22 protein-coding genes and 1 tRNA gene are annotated in these 25,308 nt (G+C 67.1%); 17 read left to right on the top strand and 6 right to left on the bottom strand.

The window, feature by feature from the left end:
• Positions 1–2: 2 nt before the first annotated feature.
• Both J7643_14555 and J7643_14560 read left to right on the top strand, forming a co-directional pair.
• Positions 3–1,235, top strand: coding sequence for an ABC transporter permease (locus J7643_14555; GenBank protein MBO9541808.1), 1,233 nt, complete (start codon positions 3–5; stop codon positions 1,233–1,235).
• Positions 1,235–2,341 (top strand): hypothetical protein, encoded by a 1,107-nt coding sequence (locus J7643_14560; GenBank protein MBO9541809.1) that lies wholly within the window; start codon positions 1,235–1,237, stop codon positions 2,339–2,341. The genes J7643_14555 and J7643_14560 overlap by 1 nt, the downstream gene beginning before the upstream one ends.
• Here the strand turns inward: J7643_14560 and J7643_14565 are convergent.
• Positions 2,331–3,863, bottom strand: a complete 1,533-nt coding sequence (locus J7643_14565; GenBank protein MBO9541810.1) for a hypothetical protein — start codon at positions 3,861–3,863, stop codon at positions 2,331–2,333. The genes J7643_14560 and J7643_14565 overlap by 11 nt on opposite strands.
• A 202-nt stretch (positions 3,864–4,065) precedes the next feature.
• Between J7643_14565 and J7643_14570 the strand changes: the two genes are divergently transcribed.
• The 4 genes from J7643_14570 to J7643_14585 all read left to right on the top strand — a co-directional run bounded on the left by J7643_14570 (position 4,066) and on the right by J7643_14585 (position 8,485).
• Complete coding sequence (locus J7643_14570) at positions 4,066–5,067, top strand: type II secretion system protein (GenBank protein ID MBO9541811.1); 1,002 nt, start codon at positions 4,066–4,068, stop codon at positions 5,065–5,067.
• 12 nt (positions 5,068–5,079) lie between these two features.
• A complete protein-coding gene (locus J7643_14575; GenBank protein ID MBO9541812.1) occupies positions 5,080–5,898 on the top strand; it encodes a hypothetical protein in 819 nt (272 codons plus the stop codon).
• 62 nt (positions 5,899–5,960) lie between these two features.
• A complete protein-coding gene (locus J7643_14580; GenBank protein ID MBO9541813.1) occupies positions 5,961–7,760 on the top strand; it encodes a hypothetical protein in 1,800 nt (599 codons plus the stop codon).
• Positions 7,757–8,485: a rhomboid family intramembrane serine protease gene (locus J7643_14585; GenBank protein ID MBO9541814.1), complete on the top strand. Its 729-nt coding sequence runs from the start codon at positions 7,757–7,759 to the stop codon at positions 8,483–8,485. The genes J7643_14580 and J7643_14585 overlap by 4 nt, the downstream gene beginning before the upstream one ends.
• Here the strand turns inward: J7643_14585 and J7643_14590 are convergent.
• Positions 8,482–9,228: a carboxypeptidase regulatory-like domain-containing protein gene (locus J7643_14590; protein MBO9541815.1), complete on the bottom strand. Its 747-nt coding sequence runs from the start codon at positions 9,226–9,228 to the stop codon at positions 8,482–8,484. The two genes, J7643_14585 and J7643_14590, sit on opposite strands and share 4 nt — an antisense overlap.
• Entirely contained in the window at positions 9,200–10,696 is a 1,497-nt protein-coding gene (locus J7643_14595; GenBank protein ID MBO9541816.1) for an S-layer homology domain-containing protein, read from the bottom strand. Before J7643_14595 ends, J7643_14590 begins: the two co-directional genes overlap by 29 nt.
• Before the next feature lie 331 nt (positions 10,697–11,027).
• Here J7643_14595 and J7643_14600 point away from each other — a divergent pair, with 331 nt between their 5' ends.
• The 6 genes from J7643_14600 to J7643_14625 all read left to right on the top strand — a co-directional run bounded on the left by J7643_14600 (position 11,028) and on the right by J7643_14625 (position 16,671).
• Positions 11,028–11,243 carry a hypothetical protein gene (locus tag J7643_14600; GenBank protein ID MBO9541817.1) on the top strand — a complete coding sequence of 72 codons (216 nt, stop codon included), beginning with the start codon at positions 11,028–11,030 and terminating at the stop codon, positions 11,241–11,243.
• A 79-nt stretch (positions 11,244–11,322) separates the two neighbouring features.
• Positions 11,323–12,426, top strand: a complete 1,104-nt coding sequence (locus J7643_14605; GenBank protein ID MBO9541818.1) for a DUF1385 domain-containing protein — start codon at positions 11,323–11,325, stop codon at positions 12,424–12,426.
• Between the two features lie 28 nt (positions 12,427–12,454).
• Entirely contained in the window at positions 12,455–13,552 is a 1,098-nt protein-coding gene (gene rseP / locus J7643_14610) for an RIP metalloprotease RseP (GenBank protein MBO9541819.1), read from the top strand.
• Between the two features lie 30 nt (positions 13,553–13,582).
• The gene (gene hemL, locus J7643_14615) at positions 13,583–14,884 is read left to right on the top strand and encodes a glutamate-1-semialdehyde 2,1-aminomutase (GenBank protein ID MBO9541820.1); all 1,302 of its coding nucleotides are present in this window, start codon (positions 13,583–13,585) and stop codon (positions 14,882–14,884) included.
• Positions 14,853–15,533, top strand: coding sequence for a M23 family metallopeptidase (locus J7643_14620; protein MBO9541821.1), 681 nt, complete (start codon positions 14,853–14,855; stop codon positions 15,531–15,533). Before hemL ends, J7643_14620 begins: the two co-directional genes overlap by 32 nt.
• Before the next feature lie 139 nt (positions 15,534–15,672).
• A complete protein-coding gene (locus J7643_14625) occupies positions 15,673–16,671 on the top strand; it encodes a hypothetical protein (GenBank protein MBO9541822.1) in 999 nt (332 codons plus the stop codon).
• 97 nt (positions 16,672–16,768) lie between these two features.
• On the opposite strand, the gene J7643_14630 is transcribed toward J7643_14625, so the two are convergent.
• The 3 genes from J7643_14630 to J7643_14640 form a co-directional block, all read right to left on the bottom strand.
• Positions 16,769–18,025, bottom strand: coding sequence for a phosphatidylserine/phosphatidylglycerophosphate/cardiolipin synthase family protein (locus J7643_14630; GenBank protein MBO9541823.1), 1,257 nt, complete (start codon positions 18,023–18,025; stop codon positions 16,769–16,771).
• 69 nt (positions 18,026–18,094) lie between these two features.
• Positions 18,095–19,501 carry a phosphatidylserine/phosphatidylglycerophosphate/cardiolipin synthase family protein gene (locus J7643_14635; GenBank protein MBO9541824.1) on the bottom strand — a complete coding sequence of 469 codons (1,407 nt, stop codon included), beginning with the start codon at positions 19,499–19,501 and terminating at the stop codon, positions 18,095–18,097.
• 62 nt (positions 19,502–19,563) lie between these two features.
• Positions 19,564–20,187, bottom strand: coding sequence for a type II secretion system protein (locus tag J7643_14640; protein ID MBO9541825.1), 624 nt, complete (start codon positions 20,185–20,187; stop codon positions 19,564–19,566).
• Positions 20,188–20,319: 132 nt separating this feature from the next.
• Between J7643_14640 and J7643_14645 the strand changes: the two genes are divergently transcribed.
• The 5 genes from J7643_14645 (at position 20,320) to J7643_14665 (ending at position 25,292) form a co-directional block, all read left to right on the top strand.
• Positions 20,320–20,796: a hypothetical protein gene (locus J7643_14645; GenBank protein ID MBO9541826.1), complete on the top strand. Its 477-nt coding sequence runs from the start codon at positions 20,320–20,322 to the stop codon at positions 20,794–20,796.
• 121 nt (positions 20,797–20,917) lie between these two features.
• Positions 20,918–21,610 carry a hypothetical protein gene (locus J7643_14650; GenBank protein MBO9541827.1) on the top strand — a complete coding sequence of 231 codons (693 nt, stop codon included), beginning with the start codon at positions 20,918–20,920 and terminating at the stop codon, positions 21,608–21,610.
• 108 nt (positions 21,611–21,718) lie between these two features.
• Positions 21,719–22,603, top strand: a complete 885-nt coding sequence (locus tag J7643_14655; GenBank protein ID MBO9541828.1) for a murein L,D-transpeptidase — start codon at positions 21,719–21,721, stop codon at positions 22,601–22,603.
• Between the two features lie 112 nt (positions 22,604–22,715).
• Positions 22,716–22,789, top strand: a tRNA-Asp gene (locus tag J7643_14660).
• 151 nt (positions 22,790–22,940) lie between these two features.
• Positions 22,941–25,292: a hypothetical protein gene (locus J7643_14665; protein MBO9541829.1), complete on the top strand. Its 2,352-nt coding sequence runs from the start codon at positions 22,941–22,943 to the stop codon at positions 25,290–25,292.
• Positions 25,293–25,308 lie beyond the last annotated feature (16 nt).

The following is a 25,308-nucleotide window of genomic DNA, read 5'->3' on the forward strand; positions in this document are numbered from 1 at the left end:
CCATGACCTTTCTCGACGAACTCAAGAGCGTGCTCGCCACCCTCGCCGCCCATCGCATGAGGGCTTTCTTGACCCTGCTCGGGATCATCCTCGGGGTGGGCACCCTCGTGCTCCTCTCGAGCGTGGTCGAAGGCTCGGGCAAGTTCATGGAGCGCCGCTTGATGGAGGCGTCGGGCGATGACGTGATCACCCTCTCCAAGCGCTGGAGCGACGAGGCGAGCGGCAAGACGACCCACGCGCTCGATCGCTTTGACGCGCGCGCCCTCTCGCACGCTCCGCACCTGTCGGGGGCCCAGGTCTTGAGCCTGTCGTCCATGACCGTGGCCTGGGGCACGCGTTGGGGGCAGCAGACCTACGTGGTGGGCACGGTCCCGGCGGCGCTCTCCTTCTACGGCCTCGAGGTGGACAAGGGGCGCTTCCTCGTGCAGGGTGACGTCTGGAACCGCAGCAAGGTGGCGGTGCTCGGTCCCAAGGCTGGTTCGAAGCTCCTGGCAGGCGTGGCCGACCCGCTGGGGGCCGAAGTCAAGCTCAAGGGGCAGCGCTTCCGGGTGGTCGGCGTCCTGAGGCCCAAGCCCACCATGGGGGCGGGGCCCTTCCGAACCTGGGACGAGAGCGTGCTCGTGCCGGAGACGGCTTTCGCGGATCGCCTCGCCCAGTCCAAGGAGCTCAACCAGATCGTCGTGAAGGCCCCGCCCACCGTACTCGAACGCCTGGGCCTCGCGCACGTGGTCTACGCCGTGCGGGCCATCGTCCTCTCGCGTCACCACGGCATCCAGAACTTCCGGGTGTCGGACCCCTTGGAGAAGGGCCAGAGCCAGGCCATCGCGAAGCTGATCGTCGGCGGGCTGGAGGGGGCGATCGCGCTGGTCTGCCTGGTGGTCGGCGGCATCAACGTCATGAACATCATGCTCGTCACGGTGGCCCAGCGCACCCGTGAGATCGGCCTGCGCCTCGCCGTGGGCGCCACCAAGGCGAGCATCCGCCGGCAGTTCTTGACCGAAGCGGCCATCCTCTCGGGGCTCGGGGGCCTCTTGGGCGTGGCGGGGGGCACCTTGATCGCATGGCTCCTGTCCCTCGGCCTCACCATGGCCTTCGGCTACTGGCCCTTCGTGTTCATGCCGGTACAGGCCGCCGTGGGCTTCGCCGCCGCCCTGGTGACGGGGGTGGTCTTCGGGTGGTACCCGGCACGAAAGGCCTCCGACCTTTCGCCCATCGATTGCCTGAGATACGAGTGATGCGCGTCGTTCGCTTCGACCACGACCAAGTCCTCACGACGGCCTTTCTCGACCTGCCCGCTCGCGTCTACGCCGCGGACCCTCACTGGATCCCGCCTTTCAAAGACGCGGTGCGCGCCCAGCTCTCGCCCGAGGCTCCCTTCTTCCGGCACGGCGAGATGACCCACTTCCTCGCTTTCGAGGGGGAGGTGCCCGTGGCGCGCTGCTCGGCCATCCTCAACTCCCGCTACGAAGAGGACGGCGCTCCGATAGGCTTTATCGGCTACTTCGAGGCCCTGGATCGCCCCGAGGCGTCGCGGGCGGTGCTGGGCGAGGCGGTGGCCTGGCTTCGGGAGCGGGGCGCGCGCCTGGTGCGTGGGCCGGTCAACACCAGCACCTATCATCCCTACCGCCTGATGACCGAGGGGTTCGAGCGGGGGGCTTTCTTCCTGGAGCCCTACAACCCGGCCTACTACCCCCGGCACTGGGAGCTTGCGGGCTTTTCTCCCTGCCGCTCGTACATCTCTTCTGCCGTCGATGCGGCCGCCTGCGCCCAGAGCCTCGAGCGGGAGTACGCCCGTTCGCTGGCGGCGGGCTACACGCACCGCACCTTCGATCGCGCGCGCTTCGACGAGGAGCTCGCCCTCATGTTCGACCTCTCGACCCGGATCTTCACGGGCTCCTGGATGTGGCGGCCGGTGGCCTTCGAGGAGTTCAAGGCCCTGTACGCGGGCCTGAAGGGGATCATGGACCCCGGCTTGTGCTTCTTCCTGTTCAAGGGGGACGAGCCGGTGGGCTTCCTCTTCGGCCTGCCCGATTACGGCCCGGCGGTGCGGGCCATGGGGGGCTCGCGCTCGCTTTTGGCGAAGGCGCGCTTCTGGCTCAAGCGGAATCAGGCCCCCCAGGCCTTGCTCAAGACCTTCGGGGTCGTGCCGGGGAGGCGTCAGGGGGCCAACGCGCTTGCCCTCTGCCACCTCTTCCACCGGGCTGCGGTCGAGCGGGGCTACTCGCGGGCGGTGCATGCCCTCATGCGGGACGACAACACCAGCCTGCGGATGTCGGAGCGGCACGGGGGCGAGACGCTCAAGCGCTATGCCCTGTACGAGTACCGCGACCCTATTTCGTGAGTTGGAGCGAGAGCTCCTTGCCCGAGATCTTGAGGATGCCCTGGGTGGCGGTGAGCGTGACGCGATTGCCTGCCATGAGCTTCAGGCTGCGCTTGAAGGCGTAGGTGCCGTCCTGGAGCGGGAGGCGACGACCGTCCGTCTCGATCTTGAGGGCGTCCTCGTCGGCGAAGAAGACCACTTGCTCGAAGGGCCACGAGAGACTGTGGCTCTTCATGAGCATGGGGGTCCGCTTCAGCTCCAGGCCGATACCGCCCTTGCGGTAGCGGAAGCCGTCGAGGCGGTAGGCGAGCAGCGTCTGCTCGTCGATCTCGATGGGCGGGTTCGGGGCATCCATTTGCACCAGGTCGGGGCCGGGCTTGTCGGAACCGCCGTCCATCACCCGGACCAGGCCCGTGACGGTGATCCGGGCGCCCGGGTTCTTGATGAACTCCTTGTAGCTCGCAGGGAAGCGCAGGGTGGCGTCCTGAGCGGCGGTGCGCAATTCGTCGTAGGCGAAGCGCCGTTTGGCTTCGGCGAAGAGCGCGGCGGTGTCGCGATCACGGTAGCCCATCCCCGTTGCGAAGGCCTCGGTGATGGAGGCGCCGCGCGTCACCCGCTGCTTCCAAGAAGCGTCGCCGAGTCGATCGAGGATGAGGCCCATGGCGGTGCCCGTCGCCGAGAGGCGGCTCTGGCGGGTCTCTTCGCTGTCGAGGGGCTGCGAGAGCCGAGAGATCAGCATGCGATCGTCGTCCGCCTCGCGCTCCCAGCGGGTGCCGGGCAAGGGACGGTGCGTGGGGGCGCTGCCAGCGAGGGTGGCGGCGGTCTCGGTATAGCGCATGGCCCCTTGGAGGCGCTCGGTGGCGTCCTCGTAGCGCGCGATGCGGCCATCGAGCATGGCGTGGCGCGACTTGCGGACCGCTAGGAAGAAGCGACCGTATTCCCGGCGCTTGTCGGCGGCGCTCTGGAGAAGGGCGATCGCGAGGATGCGATTCTCGAGGTTCGCCAGGGCCGTGTTCTCGACGTTGCGCGAGGGGTAGGCGCGGCTTGCCGCTTCGGCCATGCGCTGCCGGACCTGGCTCCCGGCGAAGGCTTCGCGGGTGTGGGCCGAGAAGAGGGGCGGGATGAACTCGCGAGGTTGCACCTGACCGTCGTAAGTCAGGTACATGTAGGGGATGAACGCCACCTTGACCCCGCCCAGGGGCACCGTCAGGTCCTGGGCCCGATCCAGGGCATCCAGGCTACCGGCTCGCTGATGGACGTGCCCCTTGAGCAAGGTTGGCACGTCCGCGACCGGGACGAAGCCCTGAGGAGGGCGGGGGTGATTGACGAGCAGGGTGAGCCGGCCGCGATCATAGAGGGCGAAGGGCTGGGTCGAGAGGTCGAAGCCAGGCCAGAGAATCCCCTTGCTGCCGCCAGAAACGGCCGTGGCCTCGGCCAGGGCGTTCAGGATCGTCCGATCGGTTGTCGTCAGGGACGCGGCGGACGCGGTACCGGCGCTCGTCAGGAGCAGAAGCCCGGCGGCCATGGGGACGATCCGTCTCAAGCCCGGGGCCTCCTTCCTATGAGAGCACCTAACGAAACCAGGCATGTGTCGTGTTTGGCCGCTGCAAGCGGCTAGGAGGAACAGTTTCGTGAGGCGTTCTGCGGTGGGTCGCTCGCCTACGGGGATTTTACCCAGATTGCTTGCCCCCTAACGACGCTCCGGAAGCTGATAGGGAGAGCGACCAAGGGGGAAGAATAGAGGTATGGAGAAAGCAGTCGTTCATCATCCGGATAACCGGTCGCAATCGGGCTTCACCATGACCGAGCTGGTCATCGGCTCGGCGGCCTTTCTCGTGATCCTGACCTCGGCGATTTCGATGCTGACCCAGTGGATGAAGATCACGGGCGAGAGCGATCGGGCCATCGAGGCCACGGATGCGGGCGCTCGGGCGATCGCGCAGATCGCGAACGACGTGCGCATGGCCTCCTACCTTTACCACAACGCGACGGTTTCCATCACCGGCCCCGAGTCGTACAGCTTCGGAACCGCTTACCTGCCGGTGGTGACCCAGGGCGATCCGGAGGGCAAGGCCCGCTCGCTCTTCGATCCGGAGGTCACCAAGGGCGGCTCCGACCTGATTGGCATCAACAGCACGGGGGCGCGCAGCGTGCTCGCGATGTTCTCGGACCAGCCGTACGGCCTCTCGCAGCCGCGCTACATCGTCTACTGGGTCGATACCTCGGTCAAGAACAGGTTCGTCATGCTTCGTGCGAACGGCAACAACGTCGACTATTACCTCCAGCCGCTGTATCGCCTCGAGGCTTCTCCTTCGGCGACCAACGTGGATGCGACGCCGCGTGGCTGGTACACCTTCAGGGACAAGATCACCGCGGCGGCGACCTCCGGCCTCTTCATCGATCTCAGTGGCGATCGCCTCGCCGACAACTCCGGCTTCACCAATTCCATCTCGCTCGCCTCGGGCGGAAGGAAGAGCTGGCGGGTCTCCAAGGTCGCGGACGTGGTCAACGGCCCGTTCGCGGTGGGGGTGGTCCCCACGGCTGCGAACTATCCGCGCATCTTCACGCTTCGCAACCCTCATCCCTACAGCAACGCGTCCTTGATGAGCCCTTACCTCGCGACCATCTCGATCCGGACGACCGGGGTCAAGAACGGTGGCTACCTCAAGCGTAGCGGGGAGATCTTCAGCCTCAATACGCAGGCGTTTGCGCGCAACATCCCGTTGCCGCAGACCGAGTCGAAATAGAGGAGCGGCGAGATGACGCGAGCGCGCGCAATGCAGGGGTTCAGCCTGGTCGAGGTCATGGTCGCCGCGACGATGATCGGGATGACCCTGTTCGGGATGAGCGGCATCCTGACGGGCTACACCAAGGCCAAGACGGGGACCAACGGCCTGGCGGTCGCCCAGAACATCGTCCAGGCGGAGTTGGACAGCATCCTCATGGCCCAGCAGATCGAGAACAGCTTGGTCAGCGACACGAAGGGGCGCGCGCGCCCCATCTACATCGAGAGGCTCGATCTCCTGGTCTCGAGCTACTACTTCTTCAACTTCCCTGATTTCAGCGCGAACAAGGATCACAACTCGCAGGGCACGCTCTGGGACGACGATAACACGCCGGGTCGCTTCGCCAACGCGCCCGGAGTGCTCTACGATGCCGGGGGGCAGCGCCTGAATATCCAGCTTGGGATGGCCAACGGAGATGCGCTCGAGAACATGCCGCAGGTTGCCTACATTGCCCGAGTCCAGCTCTTCGGAGCAAATCAGGAACCCCCTGATGTCGAGCAGTACATCAACGGCCAGATCAGCGCAGCTAATCCGAATGGGGAGTATCTCGACACCACCGAGCAGCCCGATTACCTCGTGGCGGATACCTGTGACTCCGAGACAGGCGAGAGCGCGAACTTCCCAGGCTTGCCCTACCGCCAGAAGATCGTCGTGGTCCGGGTCTATCCTCGCCAGACCTACCTCACACCGCAGGTGGATTCGGGCAACTACACGTTCGTGAATCCCGGCGGTGGGGCGAAGCGAGAACTCGCGCATGGGTACGCGGTCATCAACGGGAAGATCAGACTATGATGAAACGCTTGCTTAGAAACTGGTTACGGAAGCCGACGCGAACTCAACAAGCGGGCTTCACGTTGGCGATGACCATCGTGCTGACGCTCATCCTGACGATGCTGGGCGCGACGATCCTTGCCAAGATGGTCGTCAGCATGAAAGATGCTAGCCGCGCCAAAGAGCGCCAGAACACGATGGACGCGGCGATGGTCGGCCTCAACATGGCCATCGACGACATCTCGCCGGGTCTTGAAAAGATGCGTAACTCCGTCTGGAGCCGAGGCGCGCTGGATGCTCGCACGGTCACTACCTATGTCGTCCAGCCCATGCTCACCGCGAGCGGCGCGACGACCTCGGAGTCCGTCCGAGAGCTCGCGCTGCTCGGCAACATTCGCAACTGGGAGGCCTTTGCCGATTGGAGCAAGCCCTACGGGAGTGCCGGATGGGACAAGGGCTGGCAGTATTTGAAGGACGACGCGGGGACCCTCTACTTCGATAGCGCCGGCAAGAGGCCGATCAAGGTCGGCAACAAGGCCACGGACGGGGCGTACTGGTACAAGCAGCTCAACCCTCAGCCACCGACCAAGGCCAACGGCGCTCCTGACATCCCGAGCACCGCGCCGAACTCCCCGATCTGGAAGAACGCCTCCGAGTATCCGAAGGGAATCTTCTACCAACCAATCTTGTACAAGACCTACGACGTGCGCCAGAACCCCAAGGTGCGCGTGACGGTCTTCGTGCGCATGTCGCTGCACGATTACTTCCAGTACGATCCCACCAGTCAGAAGTACCTCAACATCAACCCCGACTCCAAGTACTTCAACGATCCCACCACCACGACCTTCAACGGGGCGAACTTCCGTGACTCCAACGCCATCACCTTCTCGGTCTTCGCGGTGAGCGAGGAGACGGCGATCTCTCGCGGGGTCCGCATCCACCAGGCCCTCAACGTCGCGGTGGGGGGCATGGAGTACATGTCGGGGCTGGGGGCGGGGGCCTGGGCGCGTGGCCTGGAGAACCCGGCGCGCTTGACCGATGGTGGCGCGCCCCCCGGCAACTACAGCGCGCCCTACTTCGCGCCCACCCTGGACACGCCGAGCGGAAACAACCGCCTCATCGCCAACACCCAGATCACCGGGCAGGTGTTTCCCGCCAACACCGATCTGAGTCTCGACTTCACGACCCGGCCGGCGACCGAGCAGGTGGCCTTCCTGTACGAGACGATCACCTACAATCGAACGAGTCCTGGCCGTAGCAACCCGGATACCGTGATCTTCCTGATCGAGCGGATGCCCTTCGACTCGCAAACCTACTGGCGCCGACGGCTGCTCTTCGACTTCCCTCACGGTTTCGGCGCGTCGCCGATCGGGGCGGAAAGTTGGTGGGCGCCGGTAGGCTTCAAGAATGCCTCCTATTCGATCGACCCGTGGGCTCATGACGCCGACTTCCCCTCCACGTACTGGTGGGCGAGCATCCCGCAGGCTTCCGGCGGTGCCGCCGACATTCAGGTGGTCAACAAGAAAGAGGAGCACTTCTCGACCCCATCCTTCAGCATCAACAGCACCACGACCATGCGCTACCCGTTCTCGGCGATCCTGTCCGAGGTCGGAACCTTCTCGATCGGGACCCGGGGTGCGCTCGACAAGACTCGGCGCGGCAACGTGATCAACTGGCCCACCAACCCCTTGCGCGCCAAGAACGGGAACCCGCTTCCCGCCGAGATGCCCTGGGAAGGTCCCACCGTGGTGATGCCCGGAGTGGATGCGACTGTCTCGTATACCGTGACCACCTGGCCCTATCACGCCTATTCGGCTATGTGGGACGTGCGAGGTGGATCGATCGGGTTCGAGTATCCCGCCGCGACCTGGAGCATTCGGTGATCCCACTCCACGACGACGTGCCTGCCTGGCGCAGGCCCGTCGTCACTTACGCGCTGATCATCCTCAACGTCCTGGCCTTCCTGTACGAGCTAGGGATCGGCGCGAACATCACGCCCTTCCTTCAACACTGGGCGGTGATCCCGCGCGAGCTGACGCTCGAATGGCCGCACCTCTTGCAGGGGCAACTACGCCCTGCGATCTGGCTGTCGGTCCTGACGGCCATGTTCCTGCATGGGGGCTGGTTGCACTTGGGCGGCAACATGCTCTTTCTGTGGATCTTCGGGGACAACGTGGAGGATCGCCTCGGGCGCGTGGGTTTCCTGCTCTTCTACCTGGCATCCGGGGTGGCCGCCACGGCTCTGCAGGTCTACCTGAACCCCATGAGCCGGGTGCCGACGCTGGGGGCGAGCGGGGCGATCGCGGGGGTCCTCGGCGCCTACATGGTGCTCTACCCTCGCGCCCAGGTCCTGACCCTGCTACCCCTGGGGCTGCTTTCGACCACCTTCAGGGTGCCTGCGCTGTTTTACCTGCTCCTCTGGTTCGGGCTTCAAGCCGTGCAGGGGGTCGTGAGCCTCGAGACCGGACGGGCGGATACGGGCGGGGTGGCCTGGTGGGCGCACGTGGGAGGCTTCATTCTCGGGATCCTGGTCGGAGCCCTGTTGCGCTTGGGGCATCGACCGCCGCCGCGCAACCCGTACGCGGATCGGTGGTATTCGAACCGCTAGAATTCGTCGCCCGTCGAATCCCCCGAATCCTCGGGCTCGGGGGTGCGGAAGTCCAGGTCCAGGTTACGGGGCTCGCTCGTGCCGCTCCCGCTTCCGCCGCCGTCGATCTCGACCACCCAGCGATAGTTGCCCTTGGCGAGACGCTTGTCGAGGGTCGTGACGGGGGCGCCGGTCGAGCCGCTGTCCCAGACGGGCTTGGTGCCCGTGACGCCGCCGCTTACGTCGTAGATCTTGACCCGGTAGCTTCCCCCGTTGCGGTGGGTGGACCAGTGGAACGGCAGGGGCATCGTGGCGGAGTAGGTGTTGGACTTGCCCGACTCGGGGTAGATGAGCCCGTTGTACGAAACGTCGAACGCCGCGAGGCGCGCACCGCCCATGCCGAGCCGGATGCCGTTGGTGTTCCAGGTGCCGACCTGCTTGGGGCCGATGGTGGTGCCGCCCACCGCGACGAGGCTCGGCTTCACGTCGAAGCGCACCCGGTACTCGCCGTTTTTGAGGTTCTCGAAGCGGTACTGGCCGCTCGAATCGGTGACGGCGGTACCGTTGCTGCCCACGTCCGTCCAGACGGTGCCATTCCCCGACTGGAGGGTGACGGCGATCCCCGGGGCGGGGCGGCCGTCAAAGCGCACTTCGCCCACGATCGTCCCGGCGGGGACCCCGCTGAAGAGGTCGCAGCCGGCCACGCCGAGGGCGAAGAGGAAGAGAGGGAAGGCGCTAGAAGTCCGTCGAGGTCGTGATCGCATAGCCGAACCCGTCGTAGTCGCCGGCCAGGAGGTTGGACTGCATGTTCATCTCGAAGGTGAACGAGGGCAGGAACGGGTTAGGGATGCCGAACTGGAGGGTCCAGCCGGCCTTGGTACCCAGCACCGAGCCGGGGCCGCTGCCGCCGCCCTTGGTCGCGAGGGTCTGCGGCTCCTTGGCGCCGAACAGGACCGAGGGGCGCCAGCCTTCCGAGGGCACGAAGATGTAGGCCGTCGGGATGATCTCCATGGCGGTGCCGTCGGGGTCGGTCTTGTAGGTGAAGCCCGCGCAGATCTCGGAGTCCAGGAACGAGGTGATGATGCCGTTGACCCCGAACTTGGGCGTGAACTTGACACCCGCGTAGGTCAGGCCGCCCTGGATGCTCAGGCCCAGCTTGTCGCTACCGAGGTTGAGGGCGGCGGCCCCCGAGTAGACCGGGTCACCCGTCAGCGTCACGTCGCCGATCGAGTTGTGGTCCATGTCGCCGATGACCCGCACGTCGCCGAAGCTGCCCAGGTCGTAAGAGAGGCCGGCGTACATGAACTTGGTGTTGATGCCACCGCCGACGCCCAGCGAACCGAACTTGCTCTTGGCGCCGATGCCGATCTCGCTGTTGTCCCAGGTGCGGACGGTGTTGCCGCTCGGGCCCGAGAGGCCCGAGCCGATGATGCCGTCGCCGTAGTGGTGGGCGAAGCCGCCGAGCCCCATCATGGCCCCGGGGGCGAACTGGCCGACCCGGAAGGTGGAGATGCCGAGCTTCGGGTGCTTGCTGCTGATGGCGACGTTGCCGTTGAGCTCGATGGCCCCCGACGGCAGCCCTTGCTGGGTCTTGTTCCGGCGGGTGAAGAGGGGGGTGCCGCCGCTGGATCCCGCGGCGTTGCCGCCGCCGATCGAGGCCTTGTAGCTGGTGGTCTCGTCGATCTCGCCGCCGAAGGCGACCTCGAAGCTGGTGACGGCGTAGGGCAACAGGCGATCCTGCGGATCGTCCTGGATCGTGACGCCCACGTTGCCCGAGACCTTGCCGCTGCCGCCCGCGTTGTTCTTGAGGTCCCGGACGGCGGATTCCAGGGCCGTGGTCTTTTGCTCGACCGAAACCAGGCGCTTGTGGAGATCGAGCAGCTCGACCCGGAACTCGTCCTTGAGGCGCTCGACCATCTTCGCGTCGCTCGGGGTGGCGGGAATGCCCTTGCCCTCGAGGCTATCGAAGCGGTTCATGACCTGGGCAAGGACGGCGGCCAGCTCGTAGCGGCTGACGGCCTTCTGCCCCCGGAAGGTCATGTCGGGGTAGCCGCCCATGACCCGGTACTTGTCGACCAGCGACTGGATGGCGCCGTAAGCCCAGTGGTTGGGAGCCAGGTCGATGAGTTGAGCGGCCTTGACGGGCGCCTGCGCCCAGGCGGCCGAAGGCGCGAGCACGGCAGCGCCCGCCGTGGCGAGCGCGATCCAGTGGCCCAGGTACCTCGATCTCAATGAACTGCCTCCTAAAATGGTGCGGAAGGGGGTGGCACCAGGCTAATTCCCCGGTGCGATCGCGGTCTGTGACGCATGCATCCACGCGACGGGCGCGCGGAGCGCGTACAAGCGAGGTGGCATGGGATCCCGGGCATTATTCCGCGCAGAGGCCCGGTTATAACAGCCGAGCAGTAATCGTCCGCCATGGGCCGCCTTGCACGAAAACCCCCGCTCTGTTTCAGCGAATGCTCCATACCCCGGATACAGGTCGGTTGCTACGCTTGGGGCGTCGCGTCCCGCGGGTGCTGCGCTCGACGGCGCCCGACTCTGGCTGGAGGAGTCACCCGTCATGGAAGAGGACCTGATCTGGCTCGAACCCGACCTCGATACCCTCGATGCCGCCGAAGACCACGAGTGGAGCCAAGAGTGCGAGCACTTCGTCAACGGCGAGTGTCTCCAGTACGGCGCTCCCTGCCCGGCCATGGGCAACGTGGCGAGCATCCATTGCCTGTTCGACGACGCCGAGGCGGTCGACGGCGGCCCCGAATTCCAGGAAGCGTCCTAGGCAAGCCCCGGCACGGGAGGTATCATGGCCAGGCCTCCCTTGCCCCCTAGCGCCTGCGGCTTTTTCCTGAGAGGGCGATTTGCTCGACGTTTCCACCGACGTGCGCCTGGGTGATCTGGCGCAGCGCGGGCCCACCCTCCATCCCGACGATCACCTGAGCAAGGCCCAACACCTGCTGCGCCAGTCTCCCGGCCATGCGCTGCCGGTGGTCTCGGGCGATCGCCTGGTGGGCGTGGTGGCCGAGGTCGACCTGCTCAAAGCCCTGCGCCTGGGCCTGTCTGGCGCCGAGCTGGAGGCCTACCCCGTGCGCTCGGCCATGACCCCCGACGTGGTCACCGGCCAGGCGGAGGCCTCCCTCGCGAGCGCCTGGGAGACCATGGCCACGGGCCGGCTCAAGACCCTGCCCGTGCTGGACGGCCATGGGAGCTTCTCCGGGGTGGTCTTCCGCAACGACTTGCTCGCCGCCCTGCGGCGCGACCTGCGCCCGGCGCAGATCGGGGGCCTCGCCACGCCGCTCGGCGTCTACCTCACCACCGGGGACCACCGCGCCGGGGCGGGGGATTGGGGGCTCTTCCTGACGGGCGTGGTCATGGCCCTCTGCCATCTGGTCGTGCTCAACACCGTCGAAGGCCTCGCCCTGACCATGGCTGAGGTGCCGCCGCCCTGGGCGATCGCCCTGGTCGAGTTCGTCGCCTACCTCGGTCTCTTGCGCCTGACGCCCCTGACGGGGTTCCATGCGGCCGAGCATCAGGTGGTGCACGCCATCGAGCGCGGCGAGGCCCTCTTGCCCGAGGTGCTCGCGCGCCAGCCCCGCGAGCACCCGCGGTGCGGGACCAACGTGATCGCCCTGGTCTTCGGCGCCCAGCTCCTCTGGCCCTTGGCCTCGCAGCCGGTGCTCGCCGCCGTGTCGGCCCTCCTGCTGTTCGCGGTGTGGCGGCGGCTGGGGTGGATGTTCCAGCACTTCTTCACCACCAAGACGCCTACCGATCGTCAGGTGCTCTCGGCGATCGCCGCGGGGCGGTCGCTCTTGGCCTCTTACGGCCTGCGTCCCGGCTACCGGGCCTCTCGTCTGAGGCGGCTGTGGGCGAGCGGCTTCCTCCAGATGGTCGCAGGCTTTCTCGTGGTGCTGGGCGTGGTACAATGGCTCAATTTGAAGTTCCCCCAACTCGGCGTGCTCGCTTGATTTCAGGCCTTTTTTATAAGGAGTCGGAATGACCGATCTGCAGCGGTATCTCATGGTGGCGGCGATCATCGCCCTGCTGATCCTGATCCACGAAGCGGGCCACTTCTTCTGCGCCAAGGCCCTGCGCATCCCGGTCAAGGAGTTCGCCCTGGGCTTCGGCCCGAAGCTCTTGGGCTTCCGCTGGGGCGAGACCGACATGCGGCTCAACTTGCTGCCCTTCGGCGGTTACTGCGCCTTTCTGGACGACGACCCTTCGGGGGAGTACGCGGACGGTGACAAGCGTCTCTTGCGCAACCGGCCGGTGTGGCAGCGCTTCATCGTCGTCAGCGGCGGGGTGGCGGCCAACTACGCCACGGCCTTTCTCGTTCTCCTGTTCGCGGCCCTGACCATCGGCTTCGTGCAGTTCAAGATGGGCGACCTCCAGATCACCCAGGTCATGCCCGGCCAGGCCGCCGAGCAGGCCGGCTTCAAGGCCGGGGACCGGGTGCTCTCGGTGGACGGTGCCGCGATCGAGGCCCCCGACGCCTTCATCAAGGAGATCGGCGCTCGCGCCGGCAAGCCGACGACCGTGCTCGTCAAGCGCGGCGAGGAGCAGCTCGCGATCGCCGTCACCCCCAACGAGCGCGGCAAGATCGGCGTCGGGATCCAGCCCAGCTCCATCTCGCGCGAGTACCAGCGCCCCGCCAACCCCGTGCTCGCCGCCGCCCAGCAGCAGGGCACCATGACCTTCCAGACCGTGGACGGCTTCGCCAAGCTCGTCACCGGCAAGATGAGCCCCAACGACCTGGGCGGGGTGATCGAGATCGGCCGCGCCGGGGCCTTCGTGGCCAAGAACGACGTGCGCGACATGCTCGCCTTCACCGCGCTCATCTCCATCGGCCTCGCGATCATGAACGTCCTCCCCCTGCCGGCGCTCGACGGCGGGCACATGGTCTTCCTGCTCCTGGAGGCCATCCGCCGCAAGCCCGTGCCCAAGCGCATCGAGGAGCCCATCCAGCAGGGCGGCATGGTGCTCTTGATGGGCCTGATGATGCTCATGCTCATCAAGGACGTGGTCAAGCCGATCAAGTACCCCGAGCTGCCCGCGCCGAGCAGCGCCCCGAGCGCGCCGGCCCCGCAAAAGTAAGCTCCCCCATCGTTGAAAGGATCCCCTTCCGTGACGCAAGCGACCATGAACACGACCCATTCCCAGGCCCTGTGGGCCGAAGCCCAGGACCTGATGCCCGGCGGGGTCAACTCCCCCGTGCGCGCCTTCCGCTCGGTGGGCGGCGAGCCGGTCTTCATCGACCGGGGCGAAGGCCCCTTCATGTGGGATGTGGACGGCAACCGCTACGTGGACTACATCGGCTCGTGGGGCCCGATGATCCTGGGTCACGGCCACCCGGCGGTCAAGGAGGCCCTGCACGCGGCCCTCGAGCGCGGCACCACCTACGGCGCGCCCTCGCCGGGTGAGGTGACGCTCGCCAAGCTCATCCGCGAGGCCCTGCCCTCGATCGAGATGGTGCGCCTCGTCAACTCGGGCACCGAGGCGACCATGAGCGCCCTGCGCCTGGCGCGCGCCTTCACCAAGCGCGAGAAGATCGTCAAGTTCATCGGCTGCTACCACGGCCACGCCGACATGCTGCTGGTGCAGGCCGGCTCGGGGGTCGCCACCCTCGGCTTGCCCGATAGCCCGGGCGTCACCCCCGGCACCGTCGCCAACACCCTCACCGTGCCCTACAACGACCCGGCGGCGATCGACGCCCTCTTCGCCGCCAACCCCGACTCCATCGCGGCCGTCATCCTCGAACCGGTGGTGGGCAACGCGGGGACGCTCTCCCCCGAGCCGGGCTACCTGGAGCACCTGCGGGCGGTGACCGAGCGCTACGGCGCCCTGCTCATCTTCGACGAGGTCATGACCGGCTTCAGGGTCGGCTACGGCGGCGCGCAGCAGCGCTTCGGCATCAAGCCCGACCTGACCTGCCTCGGCAAGATCATCGGCGGCGGGCTGCCGGTGGGCGCCTACGGCGGCCGCCGCGAGATCATGGAGATGGTCGCCCCCGCGGGCCCCATGTACCAGGCCGGCACCCTCTCGGGCAATCCGCTCGCCACCGCGGCGGGCATCGCGACCCTCACCCAGCTCCAGGCCCCCGGGGCCTACGAGCGCCTCGAAGCCGCCGCCGAGAAGCTCACTCAGGGCCTGCTCACAGCCGCCGCCGAGGCGGGCGTCACGGTCCAGCTCAACCGGGTCGGGGCCATGTTCACCCTGTTCTTCACCGATTCTCCGGTCAAGGACTGGGATACCGCCAAGCGTTGCGACACGGCTCGTTTCGGGCGCTTCTTCCGCGCCATGCTGGCCGAGGGGATCTACCTGCCCCCGAGCCAGTTCGAGGCCGCCTTCGTGTCCATGGCCCACACCGACGCCGAGATCGCCTTCACGATCGAGGCTGCAAAGCGTGCCTTCCGGGCGCTTGCATAGGAAGCGGCGCGTGGCGCGGCGTTTCCTGCCCCTGGCCCTGCTCGTCGCCCTGCTCGCAGGCTGCGACGACGGGCCGACCGTGCCGCAGGTCAACCCGCTGCCCGGAGCACGGTTGACCTCCGACTTCGGGTCCCGCGCGAAGGACCCGGTGACGGGCAAGGCGCTCGTCGATGGGCACCACGATGGCTACGATCTGGCGGCCCCCATGGGGTCGCCGATCCGGGCGGCCAAGTCCGGGAAGGTGACCTTCGTGGGGCCGCGCGGCGGCTACGGCAACGCCGTGGTCCTCGAGCACCCCGAAGGCTGGACGACCCTCTACGGCCACGCGAGTCGCCTGGCCGTGAAGGTCGGTCAGGCGGTCAACGCCGGCGATGTCATCGCCTACGTGGGCAGCACCGGTCACTCCACCGGTCCCCACCTCCACTACGAGCTGCGGCGCAACGGCCAGGCCGTGGACCCCAAGCTCGCGGTCGCTGCCGCGCTCCGGCCGACCTCGCCTCCTGCCAAGGTCGTGAGGGGCGCCAAGACCAAGACCAAGACCAAGGCCGCGCCGAAGGCGAAGGTCGCCTCGCGCGTGAAGTCCAAGGCCAAGAAGGCCGCCTCGAACCGCACCAAGGTGGCCCGGGCCATCTCCCGCTCACGTCCCTGAGGGACTTGTCCGACAAAGTCCGACGGAATTCTGGACGAGAAACTGCAAGATCGTTAAGCCTCCTGCCGATAGAGGGTATAAAACCCTCGGTCCCTGCGGTGCGTGCCGCCTTTTTTAGGGGCAGCAGGGGGAGGTCCTCATGAACGTCAATCGTACTTCGGCGGTGCAGCCCCCCCTGCGCGCACCCCGGGTCGCCACCGCCCCAAAAATCGCAGAGGACGCCGTCAGCACCGTCGGGCGCCTCATGGGTACGAACGCCCGCAAGCACTTGAGTGCCAGCGCCCTGGTCAAGGACGCGGCGGTCGGCGGCGTTGCCAACGTGCCCTTCGACGGCCTCTTCTCCAGCCAGGCGTATCGCCGCGGAGAGCTCAAGGCCAACGAGTACGTCGCGCGCGTCGTTTCGAGCTCCGTCGGCGGTGTCGTGTGGACGGCGGGCGGCGCGCTCGCAGGCGCTCTGCTGGCCCCCCTGGGGCTGCCCGCGCTTGCGGTGGGCATCGCGGGGTTCGCGCTCGGCATGACGGCGCAGGGCCTCTTCGATCGCTTCATGGGCTTCCCCATGGCCAAGAAGCTGGCCGAGCTGATCCCCGAGAAGAGCGCGAAGCCCCTCGCGGACGGCTTCACCAAGTACATCGCCAACCCCCTGAACGATTACGTTTGGCGGCCGGTGGTCGATACCGTCAAGGAGAACAAGCTGCTCGCGGCGGGGGTCGCCGGGGCGCTCGCCCTCAAGTTCCCGGGGGCCGCCAAGGCCATCGGCAAGGAGGCCTTTTCCATGGGCGGCGGCATGGCCGCTGGGCTCGCGCTCGAACTCGGGGTGATCACGCCGCTGTTGGGGGAGGCCAAGGATCCCTTCGAGCGCGAGCAGCCTGCCGAGGCTGAAGGCCTCGCGCTCGATCCGAAGTGGGTCGAGCGTTACCAGGCGCTGCTCGACAAGGCGTACGCGATGGGCGCGAGCCCCGCCGAGGCGAGTCAGGCAGCCCAGACCTATTTCACGCGCGCCCTTGAGAGCAACGGCGCCCCTGCCGAGGAGGCGGCGGCGCTGGTGGCGGCGATCGCCAAGGCTGCCGAAACCCAGGCCAAGTCAGAGCCCCGCGCCCAGGGGCGGGCCCTGCCCCCCGGTATGTTGATGGGGCGCTAGTTCGCCATCGAGCCCCTGAGCAATATACCCGTCCTCTGTGACAAGACCCGCCCCCGGAAGAAACCGAGGGCGGGTCTTGTTGTGGGCCTGGGCGAGGCTAGATGAGAGGGGCGATGGCGCCCCAGGCTTCGCGCTTCAGCTTCTCGCCGATGCCGGCGTTCTTGAGGGTCGCGAGGTTGGCCTTGGGGCTCGCCTCCCAGTCGGGGGTCCAGAGGCGCTTGTTGACGTCCTTGGCGAAGTTCTCGTCGTCGATGAGGACGCTCAGCTCGTGGTTCGCCTCGAAGGCGCGGGTGTCGGCGTTGGCCGAGCCGAGGATCGACTTATGGTCGTCGATGACCATCAGCTTGGTGTGGCTGAAGTGCTCCTTGGGCAGGTCAGGGGTCGCCTTGCCCTCGTACCAGCGCACGTTGATGCCGTTCTCGAGCAAGTCTTCGGCGAAGTGGTTGTTGAGGTCCAGGTAGACCTTCTCGTCGTTGAGGCGGGGCAGCATGACGTTCACTTCGACGCCGCGCGCCCGGGCCTTCGAGAGGGCCTCGATGAAGGGCTCGTCTGAGAGGTACGGCATCATGACCTTGACCGACTTCTTGGCGTTGCCGATCTCGTCCAGGAAGGTCTTGGTGAGGTCGAAGATGTCCGACTCGGGATCGTTGAGGATGACCTTGGTCTTCGGAGCGGGGCCTGCCGGGTAGTGGGGCAGGGGAATGGCCTCGGCGCCGGTGCGGGTCCAGTTGCGGTTAAAGGCGGAGATCGCATCGCGGGTGGCCGGTCCCTCGATGGTGACCATGGTGTCGTGCCACTCCTTGGCGTAGCGATCGCTGATGTTCATGCCGCCGGTCATGAAGCGCTCGCCGTCCGCGATGATCATCTTGCGGTGGGTGAGGGGCATGCCCTCGGCGAGGGTGAAGACTTCGGGGTTGTGCAGGCGCACGTCCACGCCGTTCTCGCGCATGCGCTTGTAGAGCGCCATGTGAGGGGCGTCGTCCAGGTTGGAGGCGGTGCCGTAGGTGTCGAGCAAGAGCTTGACGTCCACGCCGTCCCTGCGCTTCTTGATCAGCAGATCGCTGATGCGCTTGCCGGTGTCATCGTCCTTGAAGGTGAAGGTCTCGAAGTGGAGCGAGTGCTTGGCGTCGGAGATGAGCTTCTCCATCGCCTTGAAGGCGTCCTTGCCGTCGATGTGCAGGTTGGCGCTCTCGGCGACCCGGACGGTCTTCTTCATGGCCTCGCGGGCGGCTTTCGAGATCGCGGTCTGATCCTTGGCGAGCGCTTGCTTGACGGGGGTCTCGATCAGCTCCTTGGCCTTCTTGGGCCCATCGTTCCAGACGATGTTGGCGACCATCTTGAGGTTGTCCAGCATAGCGCGATCTCCAAAAGAAAAAGGAACGACCAAGGGATTTGTACCCGAGATCGCTCCTTTTCCCCTTGCTTAGAGCAGGAAGTCGAGGGCCTCGAGCACCTTGCGCTTGAGCTTGGTCGTGAGGGGAGCGGCGTCGAGCGCCTCGAGCGAGGCGGGACGGGCGCTCTCCCAGTCGGGAATGGCGACCTTCTCCTGGAAGGCCTTGAGGGTCTTGGGATCCGAGATCATGGTCACGAGCTCGTGGTTGGAGGCGTAGGTCCGGGCGTCGCCGTTGGCCGAGCCGACCGAGAGCAACTCGCCGTCGATCATCATGCCCTTGAAGTGACTGAAGCGCTCGACTTCCTTGCCGTCGATCTTGCCGCCGTAGAAGTAGCGCACGTCGATGCCTTCCTGCAGCATCTGGCGGGCGTTCTCTTGGTTGAGCAGGGTGTAGACCGCGCCTTCGCCGCCCGCCTCGCGGTGGCCGGGCAAAAGAACCTTGACCTGGAGCTCGGGGACGGCCTGATCGATGGCCATCCGGTCGTACTTATTCTGGGCGGCGCCGAGCAGCTCGGCGCGCTTGGCAGTGTTGGCGCGCTTGGCGGAGATCAGCTCGTTGATCAGGCCATCGTCCGAGAAGTACGGGTAGATGGCCATGATCTCCTTCTGGGCGCCCCGGATGGCCTTGAAGTGAGCCTCTTGGAGGGACTTGGTGCCCGCGTGAGGATCGGTCACGAAGGACTGGATCTTGGCCTCGCCCGAGACGGGGGCGGGCTTGGGAAGGTCGCTGGGCGCCTTGCCGCCCGCACGCTCCCAGTTCTCGAAGAACTCGCGGTGAATACGGTCGGTCTCCTCGCCCTTGACGGTGTAGAGCAGGTCGTGCCACGAGGTCTCGACCTTGTCGCCGTTCTTGAAGGTCGGCTTGAGGTACTCGTCGCCGATGTTGCGACCGCCCGTGATGAAGGAGTCGTTGTCGGCGATGTAGAGCTTGCGGTGGGTGATGGGGATGCCGACCGGATCCAGCGAGACTTTGTGGCGGTTGAATTCGCGGACGTCGACGCCGTACTTGCGCATCTTGTCCATGAGCTTGGCGTCACCAGCGCCGCCCGTGCCGTTCCGGAGGCCGAGCCCGTCGATCAATACCTTGGCGTCGAACTCCTCGCCCTTCATGCGCGCCAGACGCACCTTGGCCCCGAGGCGACGGGCGATGTCGTTGCCCGCCTCGTCGTTGTGCCAGATGAAGGTCTCGATGTGGAAGGACTTCTTGGCGTTCTTGATCGAGTCCATGAGCGCCTTGTGGGCCTCGTCGGCGCTGACGTGCAGCGTCACCTGGTTACGCAGGGTGGGGCTCGACAGCACGAGGTTGTCGAGCGATTTTGCCGCCTTCTTGAGGGCGGCCTTGCCCTGGTTTTCGACGATGGGGGTGCCGAGCTCGGCCAGCTTGCGCTTGACCTGGGAGCTGACGCGCTGGCCCTTGACGAGGTTGCTCGCGATCATGGGAAAACCTCCGGAACGCTTGTTTGTCCGAGGGTTTTATACCCAGCCGAGCGATTTTTCGCCTAGTTGGTGATCTTGCCGCGGATCGGGCCGCCCGGGTACTGGGCGTCTGGATCGAGGGCGTTGGCCTTGCCCGTCACGTTGTACCAGTTCTCGCCGTTGGGGCCCACGTAGGCGATGCCGTAGCCCTGCACCCGGACGGTGCCCGAAGCCTCGTCCGCGCCGGCGAGGCTGAAGTCGTCGATCCAGAACGCCTCGTTGTTGGCGTGGCGGAAGTAGTAGAGGCGGCCGCGATCGGCCAGGGTGGTCGGGGCGGTGACCCCGATGTGCCGCTCGCCGCTGCCGAGCACGACCGGCGCCGAGACGAGGCTTTGAACGTTCTCATGCCCGTCGATCGGATCGCCGCTGAGCTCGCCACCCCAGGGGTTCTTCTTGGCGTCGTCCGGCCGCCGGGCTTCCCACAGCTTGTTGAGCTCGTCGAGTTTGGGGTAGTTGGTGCTGCGGGACGCATGCTCCTCGACCAGGGCGGCGAGGGCGAGCGCGCGGCTCTTGGCCTCGCCGTTGGCGGCGCTGACCTTCACCTGGTTGTAGAGGGTGATGGCGCCGCCCAGGACGATGATTCCGATGACCATGGCCAGCGAGACTTCGATCAGGGTGAAGCCGCCGGAGCGCGTGTGGTGTCGCATGAGAGTCCCTTCGAGTGGCAAAATGTGTCGCTCACCCTCTTGTACCCAGGATTACGGGCCATTCGAGCGATCTGCATGCAAGGGCACGATTTTGCTAAGATGGCGAGGTCCCCGTTGCTCGGAGGTTACCCGATGCGCCATGTTCGCCCTGCCTTGTTGGCCATGACCCTCGCCCTGACGGCCTGCCAGACCGAAATCTACCCGGAGGCGCCGACGGTCGTCTCGCGCCCCCAAGTGGCGCCCTCTGCCGCGCCCGAAGAGGGAGCAAGCAACCAGATCGTCGCGACCAACGGTCGCTATCTCGAATTCGCGGTGGGTGCCAACGACGTGAAGCGCTTGCTGTACGCCTTCTATCCCCTCGACGCGGCGCAGAATGGAATGGGACACGACGTGCCCATGTCGGGAACCCTGCGGATCTCGGATGCGAACGGTCGTGCGGAGACCCTTCCGCTCAGGCTCGTTCGCCCGAAGGATAAGGCGGATCCCTACCTCTTTGCTTATCCGAGCAGCCCGCCGGTGGTGGGGCAATCCTATCTGCTCCACGTCGAGATCACTGCGGGCGGCAACCCTTACGTTGGGGACTTCACCTACAACCACCGGGCAAAGTAGCGCTTTTCGCCGAGAAATCGTGCAAAATGCCAAGCGCCATCCCACCCATCGGCGTGCATCGTAACGGTGCGAGCCGCAGGCGCAGCCGCGAACCCCGACATGGGGAAGGGAGGTGGGATCCATGACCACGCATTGCAAGCGCTGGGCATCTTTCTTGGGCCTCACAGCGGCCTTCGCGGGCCTCTCGACGCCCGCTCTTGCCCAGCCTCCCACCCCCACGGCCGGCGTTTCGGGCTACCAACCGAGCGGAGCCATCGGGACCTTCGCCTGGTATGCGAACGGCAACTACTTCGCGGGCCCGAACACCCTCTCGGCCAACGCCTTCATGCCGGGCCTCGCCGTGAGCCTGGCCCTGGCGCCGGGCTTCTCGGTGGGGGCCTGGGGCATGACCGGGGCGTTCGGCGGCGCGCTCGGTGGGGTGGTGGGCCCCTTCACCAATGCCGACCTGGAAGGCAAGCTCAGGCTCGCGCAGGGCGCGACGGGGGCCCTGACGGGGGACGTCGGGATCGCCGTGCGCTCGATCGGGGTGGGCGATCTGGCCTCGCCGCGCCTGGTGGGCGTGTCCCCCAAGATCGGCGCCATCTTCGACATGCGCCTGCCTGCGAGCACCTTCTTGCAGGTGCGAGGCGATTGGGCTCCTCTCATGTACCTGGACGGGATGCGGACCGACCTGTTCGACTACAAGGTGGGCTTCGGCTGGCGCCTCGTGCAGGGCCTCGGGGTCGATCTGGGCTTGCGGGGCCAGACCGCCGTCGGGCCCACCAACGTCATCAGCCTCAACGGTCCTTACCTGGGGTTCGGGTACGTCTTCTGATATTAATGTTGGGTTTAGTTTGATTGAAACTTGACTGATCGCCCGCAAGCCATGGGCCTCTCGTTCGGATAACTCTCCTGTGAACGGTTTCTGAACGGGAGGCCCATGATGCGCACCGGCTTGATTTCCACGCTCTTTGGCACGGCGCCCACCCAGCGTCGCGGCGAGACGATCTCCAAGATCCTCGCGGGCGGTGACGATACGCCTGCCGTCGCACCGTCCGGCGATCGCCTCTCGCTCTCGGGCGCCCCGAAGAACGGGCGCTTTGCAGACGCCCCCGAGCTGCGCGCCGCCATGGCAGGTCAGGCTGTGCGCCTTGGCGCCAAGGGCGAAGGGGTGAAGGCCGTTCAGGTCGCCCTGCTCGATCTGGGCTTCGCCCTGCCCGCCGGGGCCGACGGCGCTTTCGGCGCGCAGACCACCCTCGCCCTCAAGAACTTCCAGGCGAGCCAGGGCCTGCCGAAGACCGGTGAGCTGGACGCCGCCACCATGCGCAGCCTCGACGAGGTCGCCCCCGCCCCAGGCCTCAAGGCCTGGGAGGATCCCAACCTCTCCCCCAAGGCCTTCGTCGCCCCCGAGATGGTCAAGGGCAAGCCCAGCCGGGGCGTGGCCGCCATCGACCAGCACCGCTTCTTCCTCTACGACCGCCAGGGCAAGCTCGAGAAGATCTACCCCATCGCCACCGGCAAGGGCGAGAATGCGACCGATGCGGGGATCAAGATCGTCAGCGGCAAGCTCGCCGATCCCACCAACGTCGCCAAGCAGCTGTGGCCCGAATCCGGCGGCCGCGCCTTCGGCACGCGCCTGGTGGACCTCTCCTGGTACGACCCGAACACCGGCAAGAGCACCCGCAGCGGCGAGGAGCTGCACGGTACCTTCGATCGCAACTCCATCGGCCGCGACGCCTCGCACGGCTGCATGCGCTTCTTCAACGAGGACATCGAGGAGGTCTACAACCGCCTCAAGGTCGGAGACGTGGTGGTGACCAAGGCTTGAGCGAGGGGCCTTACCTCAAGCCTACGTGATGCCTCGTATAAAGCAATGTAAAGAATGCAAGAAGGGGTGTTGACTTCAACCCGCTATCCGCAGTACTATAAAAAAGTTCCGAGGGGTTGTAGTTCAGTTGGTTAGAATGCCGCCCTGTCAAGGCGGAGGTCGCGGGTTCGAGCCCCGTCAACCCCGCTCCGAGGAATGAGAGCCCGGTACCGAAAGGTACCGGGCTCTTCTCTTTTCTTCCCCCGCGCAAGGGAGCGTCCGGGCGAGGCGATGGTATCATGCGCCAGGGAAGCTGTTCGCTTCATCTTGCCCGCCGTCCGAGGCCGAGGTTCTCCGCATGGAACGGTACCCGCCAGGCTCTCAAGCTTTTCCGGCCAACCGCGACCGCTTTCAGCGCAGCGGCCGGGGGCCGGTCTTCGCTGCGCGCGCGCCGCTGCCCGAGGCGCCGATGGCACCCGAGCTACCCGCCGAGCCCGAGGCGCGCCTGGCGCTCGCGAGCCATCCTTTGACCGCGAGCGCTCAGCTTGCCGCCCTCGCCCGGGACGAGGCCCCCGAGGTCCGGGCCATGCTCGCCAGGCGTCACGACGTGCCGGCAGAGGCCCTGCTGTTGCTCGCCTCGGATCCCGACGTCGGCCTGCGCGTCCAGCTCGCTTGCCGTCGCGACTTGCCGCCTTCGGTCGTCTCGCGCCTCGCGCGGGACGAGGCCCCCGAGGTCTTGATCGCGCTCGCCGACAACCCCACCATCCCCGAGCAGGTCCTGTGGGCCCTCGCGGATTCGCCCGCCTGTGACGCCGAGGCGGCCTCGCTGCTCCTGGCGCACCCCCGGTGCGGGGCGCCACTGGTCGAGCGCTTCGCGCGATCCGCCGACGCCTGGGTGCGTCGCCTCGCCGCCCAGCATCCCTTGCTTTCGCCCCACGCTCTGCGCCTCTTGGCTCACGACGCGGACTCGGCCGTGCGCGAGGCGGCCTACCTGAACCCCCGCGCGGATGCGGCGGTGCTCTCGGCCTTCGCCGACGATCCGGATCCGCGCCTGAGAGAGCGCCTCGCGCTCGATCGCCGCTCGGCCGAGGCGGTGCTCGCGCTCTTGGTGCAGGACGAGGAGCCGGCCGTTCGCCTTGCCCTGCTGCGCTCCGACAAGCTGACCGGGGCCTTGGTGTTGTCCCTGGCCGCCGACCCGGATCCACGGGTGCAGGAGGGGGTCGCGACCCATCCGCTGGCGGGCCCTGCGGCTCTGACGACGCTCGCCAAGAGCGGCTTTGCCCGGGTGAGGCGTGCGGTGCTCGTCCACCCCCAGGCGACCGCGGCGGCCCTCAAGCTGCTCGCGCGTGATCCCGACCCGGCGGTGCGCGCGGGCGCGGCCCTGCATCCCTTGCTCGATGCCGAGGCGCGCGAGGGGCTCGCCGACGACCCCGACCATGCGGTGGCCCGGGCGATCGCGCAGGCCCCCCATCTCTCGCCCGATGCCCTCGAACGCCTGGCGCGGCGAGACGATTCGCTGGTCCGCACGGCGGTGGCGCGCCACCCGGCAACTCCGGGCCGTGTGCTGGAGGCGCTGGCCCACGACGCCGACCCTGAGCTCGCGGCGCTCATCCTCGCCCATCCCCACGCCACCCCGGCGGCCGTGGCCACGGTCCTCTCGCTGGGGGGGCTTTCGCCCGAGGCCCTCCAGGACGTCGCCCAGGCCCCCACCACGAGTCTGGCCGCGCTCGCCTTCTTGGCCCGGGACGCCCAGGACTCGCTCTTGCGCTACCACGTGGCCATGCACCCGCACACCGCCGCCGAGACCCTCGGGGTGCTCGCCACCGACTGGGTGGCCGAGGTCCGCACCGCCGTGGCCTTCCACCCGGGGGTGACCCCCGAGATCCTGGGACGGCTCGCCTCGGACGAGAACGTCCGGGTGCGCTACGGCGTCGCCGCTCATTCCAAAGCGCCGGAGGAGGCGCTGTTGCTGCTGGCGGACGATCCCGAGCGCGACATCCGCTGGGCGGCCATGCACAATCCCCACATGACCCTGGCCATGCTCGAGGCGATCGCCCAGGATCCCGAGCTGAGCGACGGGGCGCGGTGGGACCTGCTCGCCCTTCACGCGGCGAGCCCCGGGATGCTGCTCGCGCTCTTGGAGGGGGCGGGGCTCGAAGTGAAGCAGGCGATCCTGCGCCACCCGGCGGCCGACGTCTCGGTCCAGCTCGCCCTGGCGGCGGGGGGCGAGGTTCGGCTGCGGGCGGGCCTCCTGGAGCTTGCGAGCCTCACGCCGGCCGCCCTCGAAGCACTCGCCCAGGATCCCGACGCGCGGATCCGCGCCCGTGCGGCCATGCGCGGCGACCTGACGGAGGCTGCGGCCTGTGCGCTCGCGCAGGACAGCGCCCCGGACGTCAAGCGCGTCCTGCTTGAGAATCCCCACCTCTCGTCCAAGGCCCTGCTCCTCTTGATGGACGACCCGCGGGTGGAGGTGCGCTACGGGGCGATCACGCATCCGCGGGCCTCGGTGCAGGTGGCCGAGCATGCCGCCCAGGACGAGAGCTGGGCGGTGCGGGAGGCCGCCGCCCAGAGCGGCCGTCTCGGGCGGCGCGCCCTCTCGGCGCTGGCCCAGGATCCGAACAGCTGGGTGCGCGCAGCGGCCAAGGGCGGCCGAGGAGGCTTGCTTGCCCCATTGCGCCGGGCGCAACTTGCCCAAGAACTTTTGCGCTAGCGTGTTTACTTCGAGG

It is taken from the genome of bacterium, from assembly GCA_017744355.1.
Classification (GTDB): Bacteria; Cyanobacteriota; Sericytochromatia; order S15B-MN24; family UBA4093; genus JAGIBK01.

What these genes read in the sequence shown, in the direction of transcription:
- J7643_14570 (MBO9541811.1), top strand. Translation starts at nt 4,066, where the DNA reads ATGGAGAAAGCAGTCGTTCATCATCCGGATAACCGGTCGCAATCGGGC.
- J7643_14575 (MBO9541812.1), top strand. Translation starts at nt 5,080, where the DNA reads ATGACGCGAGCGCGCGCAATGCAGGGGTTCAGCCTGGTCGAGGTCATG.
- J7643_14600 (MBO9541817.1), top strand. Translation starts at nt 11,028, where the DNA reads ATGGAAGAGGACCTGATCTGGCTCGAACCCGACCTCGATACCCTCGAT.
- J7643_14640 (MBO9541825.1), bottom strand. Translation starts at nt 20,187, where the DNA reads ATGCGACACCACACGCGCTCCGGCGGCTTCACCCTGATCGAAGTCTCG.
- J7643_14590 (MBO9541815.1), bottom strand. Translation starts at nt 9,228, where the DNA reads ATGCGATCACGACCTCGACGGACTTCTAGCGCCTTCCCTCTCTTCCTC.
- J7643_14635 (MBO9541824.1), bottom strand. Translation starts at nt 19,501, where the DNA reads ATGATCGCGAGCAACCTCGTCAAGGGCCAGCGCGTCAGCTCCCAGGTC.
- J7643_14650 (MBO9541827.1), top strand. Translation starts at nt 20,918, where the DNA reads ATGACCACGCATTGCAAGCGCTGGGCATCTTTCTTGGGCCTCACAGCG.
- J7643_14625 (MBO9541822.1), top strand. Translation starts at nt 15,673, where the DNA reads ATGAACGTCAATCGTACTTCGGCGGTGCAGCCCCCCCTGCGCGCACCC.
- J7643_14645 (MBO9541826.1), top strand. Translation starts at nt 20,320, where the DNA reads ATGCGCCATGTTCGCCCTGCCTTGTTGGCCATGACCCTCGCCCTGACG.
- J7643_14630 (MBO9541823.1), bottom strand. Translation starts at nt 18,025, where the DNA reads ATGCTGGACAACCTCAAGATGGTCGCCAACATCGTCTGGAACGATGGG.
- J7643_14555 (MBO9541808.1), top strand. Translation starts at nt 3, where the DNA reads ATGACCTTTCTCGACGAACTCAAGAGCGTGCTCGCCACCCTCGCCGCC.
- rseP (MBO9541819.1), top strand. Translation starts at nt 12,455, where the DNA reads ATGACCGATCTGCAGCGGTATCTCATGGTGGCGGCGATCATCGCCCTG.
- J7643_14560 (MBO9541809.1), top strand. Translation starts at nt 1,235, where the DNA reads ATGCGCGTCGTTCGCTTCGACCACGACCAAGTCCTCACGACGGCCTTT.
- J7643_14655 (MBO9541828.1), top strand. Translation starts at nt 21,719, where the DNA reads ATGCGCACCGGCTTGATTTCCACGCTCTTTGGCACGGCGCCCACCCAG.
- J7643_14665 (MBO9541829.1), top strand. Translation starts at nt 22,941, where the DNA reads ATGGAACGGTACCCGCCAGGCTCTCAAGCTTTTCCGGCCAACCGCGAC.